This window comes from Paenibacillus chartarius (assembly GCF_042432825.1).
GTDB classification, from domain to species: Bacteria; Bacillota; Bacilli; order Paenibacillales; family NBRC-103111; genus Gordoniibacillus; species Gordoniibacillus chartarius.
Map to the genome: position 1 here is coordinate 50,143 of NZ_JBHLWN010000001.1, position 15,191 is coordinate 65,333.

8 protein-coding genes are annotated in these 15,191 nt (G+C 58.3%); all 8 read left to right on the top strand.

Annotation, left to right across the window (positions count from 1 at the left end; all coding sequences use genetic code 11):
- Window positions 1–76: 76 nt before the first annotated feature.
- The 8 genes from ACFFK0_RS00160 (at window position 77) to ACFFK0_RS00195 (ending at window position 15,188) form a co-directional block, all read left to right on the top strand.
- The gene (locus tag ACFFK0_RS00160; RefSeq protein WP_377467405.1) at window positions 77–3,385 is read left to right on the top strand and encodes an S-layer homology domain-containing protein; all 3,309 of its coding nucleotides are present in this window, start codon (window positions 77–79) and stop codon (window positions 3,383–3,385) included.
- 148 nt (window positions 3,386–3,533) lie between these two features.
- Window positions 3,534–4,847 (top strand): Gfo/Idh/MocA family protein, encoded by a 1,314-nt coding sequence (locus ACFFK0_RS00165; RefSeq protein ID WP_377467407.1) that lies wholly within the window; start codon window positions 3,534–3,536, stop codon window positions 4,845–4,847.
- On the top strand, window positions 4,840–6,837 hold the full coding sequence (locus ACFFK0_RS00170; protein ID WP_377467409.1) for an alpha/beta hydrolase family protein: 1,998 nt from the start codon (window positions 4,840–4,842) through the stop codon (window positions 6,835–6,837). The genes ACFFK0_RS00165 and ACFFK0_RS00170 overlap by 8 nt, the downstream gene beginning before the upstream one ends.
- A 40-nt stretch (window positions 6,838–6,877) precedes the next feature.
- Window positions 6,878–8,803 carry an ABC transporter ATP-binding protein gene (locus tag ACFFK0_RS00175; protein ID WP_377467411.1) on the top strand — a complete coding sequence of 642 codons (1,926 nt, stop codon included), beginning with the start codon at window positions 6,878–6,880 and terminating at the stop codon, window positions 8,801–8,803.
- Window positions 8,804–8,841: 38 nt separating this feature from the next.
- On the top strand, window positions 8,842–11,505 hold the full coding sequence (locus ACFFK0_RS00180; protein ID WP_377467413.1) for a family 78 glycoside hydrolase catalytic domain: 2,664 nt from the start codon (window positions 8,842–8,844) through the stop codon (window positions 11,503–11,505).
- On the top strand, window positions 11,502–13,223 hold the full coding sequence (locus ACFFK0_RS00185; protein ID WP_377467415.1) for a glycoside hydrolase family protein: 1,722 nt from the start codon (window positions 11,502–11,504) through the stop codon (window positions 13,221–13,223). Before ACFFK0_RS00180 ends, ACFFK0_RS00185 begins: the two co-directional genes overlap by 4 nt.
- A gap of 13 nt (window positions 13,224–13,236) precedes the next feature.
- On the top strand, window positions 13,237–13,932 hold the full coding sequence (locus ACFFK0_RS00190; RefSeq protein WP_377467417.1) for an aspartate/glutamate racemase family protein: 696 nt from the start codon (window positions 13,237–13,239) through the stop codon (window positions 13,930–13,932).
- Entirely contained in the window at window positions 13,929–15,188 is a 1,260-nt protein-coding gene (locus tag ACFFK0_RS00195; protein ID WP_377467419.1) for a ribulose-bisphosphate carboxylase large subunit family protein, read from the top strand. The genes ACFFK0_RS00190 and ACFFK0_RS00195 overlap by 4 nt, the downstream gene beginning before the upstream one ends.
- Window positions 15,189–15,191: the final 3 nt, after the last annotated feature.

Consider the following 15,191-nt stretch of genomic DNA (forward strand, 5'->3'; position numbering starts at 1 on the left):
TCGGGAAAACGAATGAGTGCTACAAAATGGAAGCGTTTTACTTATCGGCGCAAACGGTTTGCGGGAGGCGTGTCCAATGAATAAGAAGCTTGCCTTATTCTTGTCGTGGTTGCTGTTGCTAATGAGTTTTGCTCCCTCGGCTCTTGCCGCAGAGCCTGCTGCCCAGTCCGTCCAGACGCCGGCGGGAAGTTCGTCTGCTTCACAGCCATCGGATGTCTCACCGACAGCTGCGGCTTCAGACAAATCCGATGAGAAGTCCGATGAGACCTCCGACGAGAACCCCGAAACAACAGTAACGGAGGAGACGTATTGGGCGGATCAGCTTAAAGATCTCAAGACGTTGTCCAAGGACGACAGGAAAAAAATCAATACGCTGCTGGTGATGTACGCCATCGACCAGACGTCCGACGATACGTTCGGCGCGGATGTGCAAATTACACGTTCGCAAATGGCGAAAACAGCCGCCCTTACCTTGGGGCTCACGATCAAGACGCTGGTATCGTCCAGCTATCGCGATGTCAGCACCACCGATCCGGCCTTTCCTTATATTGAGGCGCTGAGAACGGCCAAGCTGGTAAACGATAAAGCCGAAACCTACAATCCGTTAAATCCGGTGACGCGACAGGAGCTTGCCAAGCTGCTCGTTCAAGGTTTGGGGCTCACTGAGGATGCCGAAGCGGAGCCGCCTGTGAAGGACGATACCGTCGACAGCGAATATCGCAGCTATGTCGCCTACGCGGTCAAGCAGAAGATCATGACCAATCAGCAGGGCGGCAAATTTGAGGGCAAGTCCAACGTAACGAGGAAAACGCTGGCTCTAGCCGCTTACGAAGCGTTAAACTTGCACCAAACGTCGGCAAAGCCGGACAAAGCCTCGATTGCCGAAGTGAAGCTGATCGGCAAAAACAAATTGTCGGTACGCTTGAACCGGGACGTCGATAGCGGCAAGGCGGAAATTATGATCCGAAAAGCCGGCGAATTGGATTCCGACAACAAGCCGGTGGACTATGCGGGAATGACCGAATGGTCGGATGACCAAGCGACAGCCGTAGTGGAAATGAACGACGATTTCTTCAAGTTCGGCCGGTACGACGTCATCTTGACCGGTGTTGACGTCGAGGTCGGTACTCTGTCGTTCATGGCGGAGAACGAGCGCGTAACCAAAATCGAGTTTGTGACCGATACCGAGAAGCTCCCTTGGTCTAAAGCGCTCGTTGAATACAAGGCTGTCAACCAGTATGGAGAGAACATGAAGCTGACGGCAGGGAATATGGAGATATTCGCCATAGACACAAGAGGGATCCATGTGCCGCAGACCATACTGGATAACAGCAATGCCATCATCCTTGACTTGAGCGGTTCCAGACCGCAGGATACCGTAACCGTAAGGCTCTGGGAGAAGAGCAGCTATATCGCGGTCCTGAAGGACTTCACCGTCGGCGAACCGCCGATGATTCAGGAGCTCGATTTGGGCGACCCGGAAAGCAATGTGAAGCTGCCGAGCGGGCAAACCGTGTTTAAAGCCGGGGGCAGAGCCTATTTGACCTTCAAAGCCTTCGACCAGTACGGCAACCGCATCGTGGATCCGAAGTACTTAAACATGCAAATTGGCAAATTGTTTACCGGAGCTTACGGCAATTCGTTCCGGATGGATTCGCCTAACGATTTTGTCGATTTCGATAACGACGGCTTCCCGGAGCTGCAGCTGGCAGCCTTTCCGAACCTGGACAGCAATAAGACCGTAACGGTGAATTTGCTGTTTAACGGCAAGCAAGTATCCCAGGACGTCACTGTACTTGCTTCGAAGACGCCTTACACCGTCGTAATCGGGCCGCTCACCTCCCAATTGACGGAGGGAGATACGGATAAAACGATCGGTTTGAAGGTCATTGATTCAACAGGAACCGCATTGGAAGGAGCGGAAATCGCCGACCTGGAAACGACCGGTAAAATTTCCGTGTCCAGCAGCGGCAATCTTGTGCTGGAAGCAAGTCCGAGTATCCGTAAGGATCCGGTAACCGGACAGGACCGGCAAGTTAAAGTCGATCTGAGCGGTGCGATTCGTATTAAGCAAGTGACCGCTCCGGGGCCTGCCTTCATATCGGTACGCATAACGGGATTGAATGAGACCGTAACGCTGCCGTTAAACATCGAAGCGATCCGCAGGCCGGACTCCATTGTCCTGGATGAGAACAGCTCCGCAAGAAGCATACTCGCGATCAACGGCTTGGCGAAAGCGAAGACGGGGGCCGTATTCAAGATTTACGATCAGTTTGGAGCCGAGTACTATACGAAACGGGACGACTATAAGGTCGAGATGAAGCTGGAGAAAGTGAGCGGCGAGTCCGGGGCCCTCACGACGAAAGGGCCTGTGACTCTCAACGATGCCAAGCCATCCTCCGTTATCGAGATTACCGACCTCGTCAGCAAGAGCGGGGGGAAATCTATCGATCTCGTTCCCGATGCAAAGAAAAAAGGAAGCTACATGCTGACTGCATCGCTGGTAACGTACGGTGAGGGCAAGATTGGGTCGACGCTTAGCTTCGATTCGCTCATTGTCGATGTCGACGATCAGAACAATCCGAATCTGACCTACTCGCTCGATATGAAATCCGGGGATTTGCTGGCCATCGGAAGAATTTTATATGACGCCAACAAGATCGATACCGTTACGAATGCAACCTACTTATTCAAGCATTACAAAGCACTGGCCAAGGATGTCAATTTGCTGGTCAAAGACAGCCAAGGCTTGGATACCGGGCTTAGCGTGAAAGTCAGAGCGGTCACTTCCGACAACCCGAAGGCGATGGCCTATACGACGGAGAAGGGAATCGGAAAAATCATCGGTCTGGACAGCGGGAAATTCAACTTCACAGTCTACTTCGATACCCCGCAGGGGGTCAAGTCACTGACCCAGGGACTCGGTTCCGGCGTCGACTCTTTGGTGCCGAGCGGGATCAAGATAGCCAATGGAACCAAGACGGTATCCGGCGGTAACGGTACGCCTGTGAACCCTATTAACGGCCTTCCGCTTTGGGACAACAGCTTGTTGGGTCAAATTCAAATTACGACTAACGATTACGGCACATTTACGAATAAATGCAATGTCAAAGACGTGTCGCCATGTCCAGCCGACACGCCGACAGACATCAACAACGTTGAAGAGTTTACGCCAATCAACGAGCTGATCGGGGTGCAGGCATTTATCGGAAATATCGTGTATACGGAAACCGATCCGGCCAAGCAGGACGAAGTGACGGTTACGCCGGATTTCAAGATTTCGTATACAAGAAAAGGAAACAGCAACATGAACAACATTCAATCGTTCACCGTGTATCTCGTAGGCGGCAAGACGTCGGCGAAGTCGCAAATCATTTTAAATTAAAAGCACGAGACCTAATCCCTGCCGGACCGCACCGGCGGGGATTTGTTTTGCCAAGACAGGATCGGCCTATAATCACGCTAGATTATACTAATGGTTTGCCGCTTGCCTGTTTGTATACTTAACCGTAGATGCAAGGGAGGGAACGATAGTGGCGCGAAAACGATATGTCATCTGCGGCGTCAGTACCCGGGCGAACGGCATGTTCATCAAGCCCATGCTGGAGACGTTCGGCCAGCACTGCGAAATCGTCGGGCTGCTGGATGCGGACCCGGGACGCTTTGCGAATTGCTTTAAGAAGTTTCCGTCTTTGGCCGGAACGCCCGTATACGCGCCGGATCAATTCGAGCGCATGATTCAGGAGACGAAGCCCGACGCTGTTATTGTCGCCGGGGTCGATTATACGCATGCCGAATACATTGTGAAGGGACTTGAGCATGGGCTCGATGTGATTTCGGAGAAGCCGATGGTGACCAGCGGAGCGGACTGCAAGCGGGTGCTTGACGCTCAGGAACGCAGCAGCGGCAAGCTCTATGTGGCGTTCAACTACCGCTATAGTCCGATTCATACGAGAATCAAGGAGCTGATTCTGGAAGGGAGGGTCGGCCGCATTACTTCGGTTGATTTGAACTGGTATTTGGATACGTATCATGGGGCCAGCTATTTCAAGCGCTGGAACCGGAGGCGGGGCAGCTCGGGCGGCTTGTCCGTGCACAAGAGCACGCATCACTTCGATCTCGTCCAGTGGTGGATCGGACAGAAGCCAGTGGAAGCGTTTGCGTACGGTGCCTTGAACTATTTCGGACCCGAAGGCGAGCTCAACCCGGCCAAGGAGGACGGGAGATACTGCGGCACGTGCAAGGTCAAGCCGAGCTGCGCTTACTACATGCGCTGGTCGACGCGCAGCAAGGAAATCGTGCCGGAGGACGACCATGTCACGAATATTGATGTGAAGTCGGGAGGCTTCACCGGATACCGCGCCGACGCTTGTATATTCGATGCCGAGATCGATATTGAAGATACGTATGCAGCAGTCGTAAAGTACGAGCAAGGCGCCATGCTAAGCTACTCCGTCAATTTCTCGCTGCCTTACGAAGGGTACCGGCTGGCGATCAACGGGACGAAGGGCCGGATTGAAACGATGGAGGTAATGTCCAAACGAACCTCTCACGCGGTACCCGAACAGACGATTGAGCTGTTCCCGCTGTTCGGCGCCAAGGAAACGATCCGTGTTGTGCCAAAGCCCGGAGGTCACGGCGGGGGCGATCCGCTCCTGCTGGAAGATCTGTTTCTCGGACCCGATCCGCTGCGTGCTTATGACATTATGGCGGGAGCGGAAGCGGGGGCGCTGGCGGTATTGACCGGAGAAGCCGTATGGAAATCGGTGCAGTCGAACAAGCCGATTCGGCTGGCCGACTTGCTCGAGCCGGCGGAAGCAGAGGAGAGGGGAAAGGCGCATGTTTGAAAAGTTTGAGAACGTACAAATCGCCCATTTCGATGTCAAGAGCCAGCTGCCGAGATGGATCTATGAATCTGCGATGAGGGCCGCAGGCGAAGGCAGCAAGGCGCGGGACGCAGTGCGAAGCCTCGAGGATTTGGCGAGAAGGCAGAAGGACATCCGCGAAGGGCTGGCGCGCTGCCTGGGCGGGATGCCCTCCTCGGATACGCCGCTCCATGCGGTAGTGACGGGAACAGCGGCCGGTAACGGCTTCCGCGTCGAGAAGGTTGTCTTCGAGCCGAGGCCGCAAGTATACGCAACGGCCAACGTCTACATACCGGAGGGGGTAACCGGGAGACGCGGCGCGGTGCTGCTCCTCTGCGGCCACCGCGAGCAGGCGAAGCATTGCGACGAGTACCAGACGGTATGCCATTACTTGGTCCATGCCGGTCTTATCGTCATGGCGCTCGATCCGATCGGGCAAGGGGAGCGGTTCGGCTTCTACGATCCGCAGTCCGGCGAGACGCCGATGACGAGCGTAACCGAGCATGAGAATGTCGGCCGGCAGTGCATGCCGCTCGGCGACAGCCTCGCACGGTATATGCTGCACGACGCCGTGCGAGCGGTCGATTATTTGTGCACGCGCCCGGAGGTGGATCCGGCGAAGATCGGCGTCACCGGCCATTCCGGCGGCGGGACTCAAACATCGCTGCTCATGATGTACGACGAGCGCATTGCGGCGGCGGCGCCGGGCGGATTCATCATGAACCGGCCGTATTTTCTGCTTACGGGCAAAGCGCAGGACGCGGAGCAGAAATGGCCGGGCTTCTCCGCACTCGGCTTCGATCATGAAGATATTGTGCTGGCGATGGCGCCTAGACCGGTGCTTGTGCTCGCCACGACCTACGACTCCGTCCCGATCGAGGGAGCGCGCCATACCGTAGCGGTCAACCGCCGCTTCTGGGAGATGTACGGCGCTGGCAGCGACCTGAATATTGCCGAGGATGAGAATGTACATCGCTTTACGGTTCCGCTAGCTCGCGCTGCGGCCGGCTTTTTCTCCAAGCATTTGCTGGGCTGCGAGGTCATCCCGGAGGACGGAGCGATTCAGCTGCTGCCGGCGCAGGAGCTGAAGTGTACGAAGAGCGGGCAAGTGGCCGGCGACTACCCGGATGCCAGGAATGTGCATAAAGAAAATGTGGAGCGTCTCGAATCGTTCGAGGCGGCGCGCCGGGCGACGCCGGAAGGGCAGCGCAAACGCAGCGCCCTCGAGTGGCTTCGCCGGACCGTTATCGGCGGCCGCAAGGCATGCGATCTAAACCCGCGGCCGTCGGGAGGCGGGGAGATCGAGCAGCTGTGGGTGTACCGCACCGTATGGTGGAGCCAGCCGGGGCTATTGAATCATTCCTTGCAGTTTCTCGATTCGAGCCTTGCAAGCCGAAAGCTCCCCGTGACGATCGCCGTATGGGACGGGGGCACCAAGCAGCTCGAGGAGCATGCGGCATGGATTCAAGAGACGTGCGCGGCCGGAAGGATCGCCATGGTTCTGAATCCGACGGGCATCGGCGCACTGCTTCCTTATGTCAACAATGCGGAGGAACGCCCGTTCAAGCGGTTCGGTTTGATGGACCGGTATTCCGATGAGCTCATGTGGCTGGGCGACAGTATGGCTGCCGTGCGGACCTACGACGTGCTGCGGGCCGTGGAGCTCGCTTCCGCGCTGAAATATATCGATTCCTCCGATATCCGGCTGTACGGCAGCGGCAAATATGCCTTGTATGCGGAGCTCGCAGCCCTGCTTGAGCCCCGCGTACGTTCCGTTAGTTTGGCCAACCGGATGAACAGCATCGGCGATTGGATTCGGGAACCGTTCTACGATGAGCATGATTCGCTCAGCTTTATTATTCCGGGAATGCTGCGGTATTTCGACGTTCCCGACGCCGACGGCTGGCTTGCGGAGGAAGGACGGCTAAACACGGCCGAGTCAGTACCGGCTGTGAACGATGCGGCCGTCTGATGCTTCGGCCGGAGTCCGGCCGCGCAAGGAGGAAGCAGATATGAACAAGGATGGAAGCTCCAAGCTCGTCCGGCGCTATTTTCAATTTCTGAAGCCTTACCGCTTGATGATCTTGACGATTGTCGGACTTGGTGTGCTGCAATTTGCCGTACCGCTCACGGTGCCTTGGATGACGAAGGTGCTGATCGACGAGGTGCTGCCCGGCAACGCTGAAACCGCATGGACGCTGCAGAAGGTCATCCTGGTTCTGGCCTCCGTTTACGTGTTCGGAACGGCCGTCAACTATGTCCGGCAATGGGTTATGGCCAGGATGGGCAATTCCATGGTGATCGACATCCGGTTTCAGCTGTACGAGCATATGCAGCGGTTGTCGCAGCGGTTTTACGACAGCCGCCAAGTGGGAAGCATCGTTTCCCGCATTTTGAACGACGTGAATGGAGCGCAGAATTTGGTCGGGGCCGGCGTTATTAATCTGGTTATCGATCTGTTTCTGGTCTTGTTTGCCGGATTCATGCTGTTTCAGATGGACTGGAAGCTGGCGCTGCTCGCGCTCTGGCTGCTTCCCGTTTATTATTTGACCTTTACGAATATCAACGTACGGATTCGTTATGCATGGCGGTCGGTGCACCGCCAGATGGAGCGGATGTCGGGCGTGCTGGTGGAGCGGATTGCCGGCATGAAGATCGTACAGGCGTTTAACCGCGAGAGGATGGAGCTGGACCGGTTCAAGAAGCAGGCTTCCGCACACTATGCTTACGCGATGAAGGCCCAGTTCTTGTCCAATACGCTTGGCCGCATTTCGCAGACGTTTCAAGATTTCGGAGGCTTGGTCATCTGGTTCGCCGGCGGAAGCATGGTCATCGCCGGAAAGATGTCCATCGGCGAGCTGATTGCGTTTCAGGCGTATTTGGCGCAGCTGTACGGCCCGATTCAGAGGTTCTCCGACGTGAACGTGACGATTCAGAATTCGCTTGCGAATGTGGAGCGCATCTTCGAAGTGTTCGATATCGAGCCGGAAATCCGGAATATCGATCATCCCGTTCCGCTGAAATCGTGCCGAGGCGAGGTGCAGTTCGACAAGGTCAGCTTCGAATATGTGACCGAAAGGCCGGAGCCGCCTAAAGCCGAGCCTGCGCGGGGAGACCGCGATGTGGCGGAGGTGCAGCGGCCGGAGAAGCGGTTTTACTGGATACCTCCCCGCATACGGCCGGCGCCTGCGAAGATTGCGGTGGAGAAGAGGGAGGCGCTGCAGCGGGTAAGCTTTCACGCCCGGAGCGGCGAAGTGGTTGCGCTGGTCGGTCCTAGCGGTGCCGGCAAATCGACGATCGTAAACATGATCTCGCGGTTTTACGATCCGGACGAAGGCTGCGTACTGCTGGACGGGATCGATATGCGGCAATATGATGTGCACGATGTCAGGAGCCACATTGCGCTCGTGCTGCAGGATAATGTGCTGTTTTCCGGTACGGTGTACGAAAATATCGCCTACGGCAATCCCCGGGCGTCGGAAGAGCAGGTGCAGGCAGCCGCGCAGGCGGCCAACGCTCACGACTTCATTCGGGAATGGGAACAGGGATACGGCACGGTCATCGGCGAGCGGGGCGTCCGGCTGTCCGGCGGGCAGAAGCAGCGGATCGCGATCGCCCGGGCGCTGCTCAAGGATCCGCGCATTCTGATCTTGGATGAGGCGACTTCAGCGCTGGACGCCGAATCGGAATTCCTGGTGACGCAAGCCCTGGAGAGGTTGATGAAGGACCGTACGACCTTCGTCATCGCCCACCGCCTTGCTACCGTTGTCCGCGCCGATCAAATTCTCGTCGTCGACCGGGGATGCATCGTAGAGAGCGGCCGGCATCCCGAGCTGCTGGCGATGAACGGCTTGTACCGGCAGCTGTATGAGAAGCAGCTGAAAGCGATGAAGCCGGATCAGTGGCTGGAAGCTGCGGCAGCTCATGAAGGCAAGTAACGGAAGGCATAGATCCATATTCGACGGAGGTATCGTTCATGAGCATACATGTCGTGGAATGCGTTACGGAGTATGCGGCGAATCCGCTCGGCATCGGCCACGTGAAGCCGCGCCTGTTCTGGAAGCTGGAGTCGGAGAAGAAGGGGGCCGCGCAGTCGGCATATCAAGTGCTGGTCGCCTCTTCCCGGGAACGGCTCGCGCTCGACGCGGGAGATCTGTGGGACAGCGGAAAAATGATGTCGGACGCCAGTACGCATATTGAATATGAGGGGCTGCCTCTGCAATCGGAAGCGTCCTATTACTGGAAGGTGCGCGTATGGGATTCGGCCGGGCAGCCGTCGGACTGGAGCGATACCGCCTGCTTCTCGACGGGAATTCTGCATAGGCGGGACTGGAAAGCGGTCTGGATCGGGCGGAAGCCCGAGCCAGGGAAGCAGCTGCAGCCGTCTCCTTATTTTCGTAAGAGCTTTACGATCACCAAAACGGTACGGCGAGCATTCGTGTATGCGACAGCACTCGGATTATACGAGCTGCGCCTAAACGGCGAACGTATCGGGGACCGGTTTGCACCGGGCTGGACGGACTATGACATCCGTGTGCAGGTGCAGGCTTACGATATTACGGAGCGGCTGGTGCAAGGCGGTAATGCGTTCGGGGTGATTGTCGGCGACGGATGGTACGCGGGGACGGTCGGGTTTTTGGGCAAGGCGGTGTACGGAGAACGGCCATTCTTTCTCTTGCAGGCCAGAATCGAATACGAAGACGGCAGCAGCGAGCTGATTGTGACGGACCCGTCGTGGCGCACGAGCGCCGGACCGATTCTTTACTCGGATATGATCAAAGGCGAAACGTACGATGCCCGTCTGGAGCTTACCGGGTGGGATCACGCAGGTTATGACGATAGCAGCTGGGAAATTCCCGACATCCGCCCCGGCTATAACGGTCAGTATGCCGCCACGCTTGAGCCTCCGATCCGGGTCACGCAGCAGGTGAGGCCGGTATCCGTGCGAAGAACGGAAGCGGGGACCTACATCTACGATATGGGGCAAAATATGGTCGGCTGGACGGAGCTTAAGGTGCGCGGCCCGGCCGGCACGAAGGTGACCGTCAGCCATGCGGAGATGCTCAATCCCGACGGCAGCCTATATTTGGACAATTTACGAGAGGCATCGCAGCAGGATCATTATATTCTCAAAGGCGATGGGGACGAGCGGTATGAGCCGCATTTCACGTTCCACGGCTTCCGCTACGTGGAGCTGATCGGCTATCCCGGCGAAGCGGGGCCGGAGACGATTACGGGCAAGGTCGTACATTCCGATACGCCGTTCGCGGGCAAGCTGGAGACATCAGACGCCAAAGTTAATCAATTGTACTCCAATATTGTATGGGGCCAGCGCGGCAACTTCCTGTCGGTGCCGACGGACTGCCCGCAGCGGGACGAACGGCTCGGCTGGACCGGCGACGCACAGATTTTCGCCCGCACCGCTGCCTACAACATGGACGTATCGCGCTTCTTTACGAAATACGTGCAGGATATGGTGGACTGCCAGCGGCCGTCCGGCGCGTTCACTGACGTGGCGCCGGATGCCGGCTGGATCCGGCATAAGATGTGGAACACGAACTTGAACTGGTACGCTCCGGACAACGCGGGCTGGGGAGATGCAGGCGTCATCATCCCGTGGACGCTTTACCTGATGTACGGAGATACCCGCGTACTGGAAACCAATTATGAAGCGATGCAGCGCTGGGTCGCTTATCTCGAAGCCAGCACCGACGGTCTGGTGCGTCCGGCTTACGCCAACTACGGCGACTGGCTTTCGATCGGGGCGGATACGCCGAACGATGTGCTGGCAACGGCGTACTTTGGCTACAGCACGAAGTTGCTGGCGCGCATTGCCGGGGTACTTGGCCGAAGCTCCGACGAGGAGCGGTACGAGTCGTTGTTTGCGGGCATCGCCGAAGCGTTCCGGCGCGCCTTCGTCGATGCGGATGGACGGATTCACGGCGATACGCAGACGGTGTACGTGCTGGCGCTTCAATTCGGCCTGCTGACAGAGGAGTTGCGGCTGCAGGCGGTGCGTCATCTGACGGCCGACATTCGCGCCCGCGGAAACCGGCTGTCGACCGGCTTCCTTGGGGTCGGGTATTTGCTTCCGGCGCTGACGGACAACGGCTGCCTGGACGAGGCGTATACGCTGCTGACGCAGGAGGAGTTCCCGTCGTGGCTGTACTCGATCAAGCACGGGGCGACGACGATATGGGAGCGATGGGACGGATGGACCGAGCACAACGGTTTCCAGACGCCGTCGATGAATTCATTTAACCATTACTCGCTCGGTTCGGTCGGTGAATGGATGTTCCGTTATATGGCGGGCATCGAGGCGGACCCGAAGCAGCCCGGGTTCAAGCATACGATCATTAAGCCGAGACCGGGCGGGCCTCTGACATGGGTGAAAGCGTCGTACAAGTCGATGTATGGAACGATCAAGGTCGAATGGCGTACCGGCGGCGCGAATGAGCTGCGGCTGAACGTAAGCATTCCCGCAAACACGACGGCAGACGTATCCGTGCCCGGATACATCGTTCAGTTGCAGGGCAAAGCAGACGGCCAGGCAGGGATTGAGACCGTTCGAATCGGTTCCGGCAGCTACGAATTCGTGTGCAGGCCGGTTGGAGCCACACGGGAGGAGAGCCGCATATGACGAAAATAATTCCGGATACGCTCATGCTGGAGGAACGCGCCGCGCACGCGATCAATGCGATGATCGGGATGGCGGACCGCGAATACAATTACATTCCTTTCTTCGCCGCGAATCTGAATCACAAGCCGGCGTATATGACTCATGGAGACTGGGACTTCGGCTCGTCGCACGGCCGCATGATCGACGGCTTGATCTTGGCCCGGCATATGTCGGGGGAAACGTACGGCCAAGAAGTGGAGGAGCGCTACCGGGCGAACCTGCTGGGCTTCTTTAAGGAAGACGGCATGAGCTACCGGCAAATCAATCCGTCCCATGAATGGGAGCCGAATGCGAACCTGATTGACCAGCGGGCGGTTATTTTGTCGCTAACGACCTGGTTCATGGAAACCGGCGATCCGAAGGTGAAGGAAGCGGCCGACCGTCATGTAGCGGCGCTGAAGCGGATCGCCGTGAAGGAGCGGAACGTCTGGTATTACCCTGCATCCGAGTATAAAGAAGGCGGATGGCCTTCCGCGAACGCGGTGCAGCTCCGCCTGGCGCCGGATCCGGCGGCGTTCTGCGGGCGCCTCGTCATGCCGCTGTTGAAATATCACGAGCTGACGGGCAACCGCGACGCCTTCGAGCTGTGCGAGTTTTTCACTGCGCTTATCGTCGAACGCAGCGGCGTGTTCCAGGCGGACGGCTCCTTCAACGACTCGCTCGCCTACCGCAGCGGACACTTCCATACGAGGCTGGGCACGCTCGATGCGATCGCCCGTTTCGGTGCCTTTACGGGAGACGCGGCCAAGATCGCTTGGGTGAAACGATGCTACGACTGGGCGCTCACCAAATGCACGGCCTTCGGCTGGACGCCGGGCGATCTGCACGAGCAGGCATACGAGCACGAGACGTGCTCGTTGGTCGATTTGATTGCAACCGGCATTACGCTGGCGAAGAGCGGCTACGTCGAGTATTGGGGCGTTGTCGAGCGATTCCTGCGCAATCATTTGGCCGAATCGCAGCTGCTCGACCTGAGTTGGGTTGAGCAAGCGGAGGACAAGGCGAACGACATCCCTTACGATTTGTCGTACTACAAAGTGGCGGAGCGCACCCGCGGCTCGTTCGCCGGCTATTCGGCGCCGAACGATTTCGTCTGCGACGTGAACGAAGGGCGCGGCCATACGAACGATTTGCAGCTGTGCTGCCTGGGTTCGGGCACGCGCGGCTTGTTTATGGGCTGGAGCAACACCATCACGGAGAAGAACGGGACCATCAGCGTTAATTTCCTGCTCAACCGCGGCTCCAAGTGGCTTGACGTCAACAGTTATTTGCCCCATGAAGGCAAGGTTGTGCTGGAGGTTCACCGGCCGATTGAGAGGCTGCAGATCCGGATACCGGAATGGGCGGGCTTTACGAAAATCCGGTTTGTTCGCGAGTCGGGCGGACAGGTGACGGAAGGCAGAGGCAGTGAGCCGTCCCGCTGGGTGAACAAGCATTTTCTGCTGCTTGGGCCCGCAGAGGCCGGGGAGACGATTACGGTCACGTTCCCGCTCAGCTTCCGCAAAACGCTGGAAAACGCCGTCGGCCAAACGTTCGAAACGGAGTGGCGCGGCGACGATGTCGTCGGCATTACGCCGCAGGGCAAACGCAAGCCGCTCTATACCGGCCGGAAAGTATACGACACGGCGCCGATGCGCGAAGGAGATTACCGCAGGCTGGACAAAGAATTCATTTGGTAGGAGGGTGTGCGGGATGAAAACGGTCGCTGCCGTCTATACCGGCCAAGGTTTGGCCGATCCGCTCAAGGCTGTGTTCCGGGAGCTGCTGCCGGACGTCAGGCTTGTCAACATTATCGACGATAGCCTGATCGGCGACGTGGTAAAGGCGGGACACGTTCCGCCAGGCGTCGCCAGACGGCTGATTCAGTATTATCACAACGGAGAAGAGTTAGGAGCGGACGTCATTCTGAACACCTGCTCGTCCGTCGGCGAGGTGGCGGATGCGGCCCGCAGCTTGATCGGCATTCCGATTGTGAAAATCGACGACTCGATGGCGGCAATAGCTGCGGCGCGGTATGACCGGGTCGCGGTGCTCGCGACCTTGCCTTCCACCTTGGAGCCTACGATGCGGCTGATCCGGAAGCATGCCGAGGCTGCGGGCCGTCAGGTAACGCTCGTCGACGGGCTTGCCGCGGGGGCGTTCGACGCGCTCGTCTCGGGGCTTCCGGGCGAGCACGACCGCCTGCTGCTGGAGACGGCGAAGCGCTCGGCCATGGAAGCCGATGTGATTGTGCTGGCGCAGGGCTCGATGGCGCGGATGGAGGGGACGCTCGCTGCCGAAACCGGCAAGCCGGTGCTTTCATCGCCGAGGCTTGGCGTGGAGCAGGTGAAGGCGGTGCTTGAAGCGGCGGAAGCTTCGAAGGCTTCGAGGGCGGGGGAACGCCGATGAGTCAAGATCGCATAACAGCCGTTTATTTGGTGGAGACGCCGAAATCGCTTGAGCAGGCGGCTGCCGTCATCGTCGGCGAACAGTCGACGGGCACGTTTACGGCCGTTCCCGGCGAGACCGATGCGCTGAAGGAAAAGCACGGCGCCAGAGTGGAACGGATCCAGCCTTTGGAGGAGACGGACCGGCCGTCGCTGCCCGGCGCCCGCATCCCGGCCGGGCATGACGGCAAGTACCGTCGCGGGCTTGTGACGGTGTCGTTTCCGCTGCACAATTTCGGGCCGTCCATCCCGAACTTGATGTCAGCCGTCGCCGGTAATGTATATGAACTGCAGGAGTTGTCCGGACTTCGTCTCATGGATTTGGACCTGCCGGACGCTTTTGCGGTCAAGTATGCCGGACCGAAATTCGGCATTGCCGGGACGCGGCGTTTGGCAGCCGTGGAGGGCAGGCCGTTGCTGGGCACCATCGTGAAGCCGAGCGTCGGGCTTACGCCGGAGGAGCTTTCCGCGCTGGTCGGCAGGCTGGCGCTTGCCGGGCTTGATTTTATTAAGGATGACGAGCTGAACGCCGACCCGCCATACGCGCCGTTCGAACGCAAAGTGAAGACCGTGATGGACGCCGTTCACAGGACGGCGGATAAGACGGGACGGAAGCTCATGTATGCATTCAATATAACCGGGGATTACGAGGAGATGCAGCGCCGCCATGAGCTGGTCGTCAAGGCCGGCGGCACGTGCGTGATGGTCAGCATCTTGAGCGTCGGTTTGACCGGGCTTGCGGCGCTGAACCGGTACAGCGAGGTGCCGATTCACGGGCACCGCAACCAGTGGGGGATGCTGACCCGCTGTCCGCAGCTTGGCATCGAATTCACGGCGTTTCAGAAGCTGTGCCGGCTCGCGGGTGCCGACCATCTGCATGTGAACGGCTTGAACAGCAAGTTCTATGAAAGCAACGAATCGGTCACGCGCTCCATCCGGGCATGCTTGACTCCGATGTATGGGGGCTATCTGACGATGCCGGTCGTCTCCTCCGCACAGTGGGCGGGCACGGCGCCGGCTACATATGAGGCGACGCGAACGGTCGACGTCATGCATTTGGCAGGAGGCGGCATACTCGCGCACCCGGATGGACCGGCCGCCGGGTTCGAAAGCATGAAGCTCGGCTGGCAGGCGGCTGTGCAGGGCATTCCGCTGGCAGAGTATGCTTCGCAGAATCCGGCCCTGCTGCGGGCGATCGATAAATTCGGAGGGAGATGACGG

Coding starts and splice junctions, on each gene's coding strand:
- ACFFK0_RS00160 (WP_377467405.1), top strand. CDS start 77: ATGAATAAGAAGCTTGCCTTATTCTTGTCGTGGTTGCTGTTGCTAATG.
- ACFFK0_RS00170 (WP_377467409.1), top strand. CDS start 4,840: ATGTTTGAAAAGTTTGAGAACGTACAAATCGCCCATTTCGATGTCAAG.
- ACFFK0_RS00175 (WP_377467411.1), top strand. CDS start 6,878: ATGAACAAGGATGGAAGCTCCAAGCTCGTCCGGCGCTATTTTCAATTT.
- ACFFK0_RS00180 (WP_377467413.1), top strand. CDS start 8,842: ATGAGCATACATGTCGTGGAATGCGTTACGGAGTATGCGGCGAATCCG.
- ACFFK0_RS00185 (WP_377467415.1), top strand. CDS start 11,502: ATGACGAAAATAATTCCGGATACGCTCATGCTGGAGGAACGCGCCGCG.
- ACFFK0_RS00190 (WP_377467417.1), top strand. CDS start 13,237: ATGAAAACGGTCGCTGCCGTCTATACCGGCCAAGGTTTGGCCGATCCG.
- ACFFK0_RS00195 (WP_377467419.1), top strand. CDS start 13,929: ATGAGTCAAGATCGCATAACAGCCGTTTATTTGGTGGAGACGCCGAAA.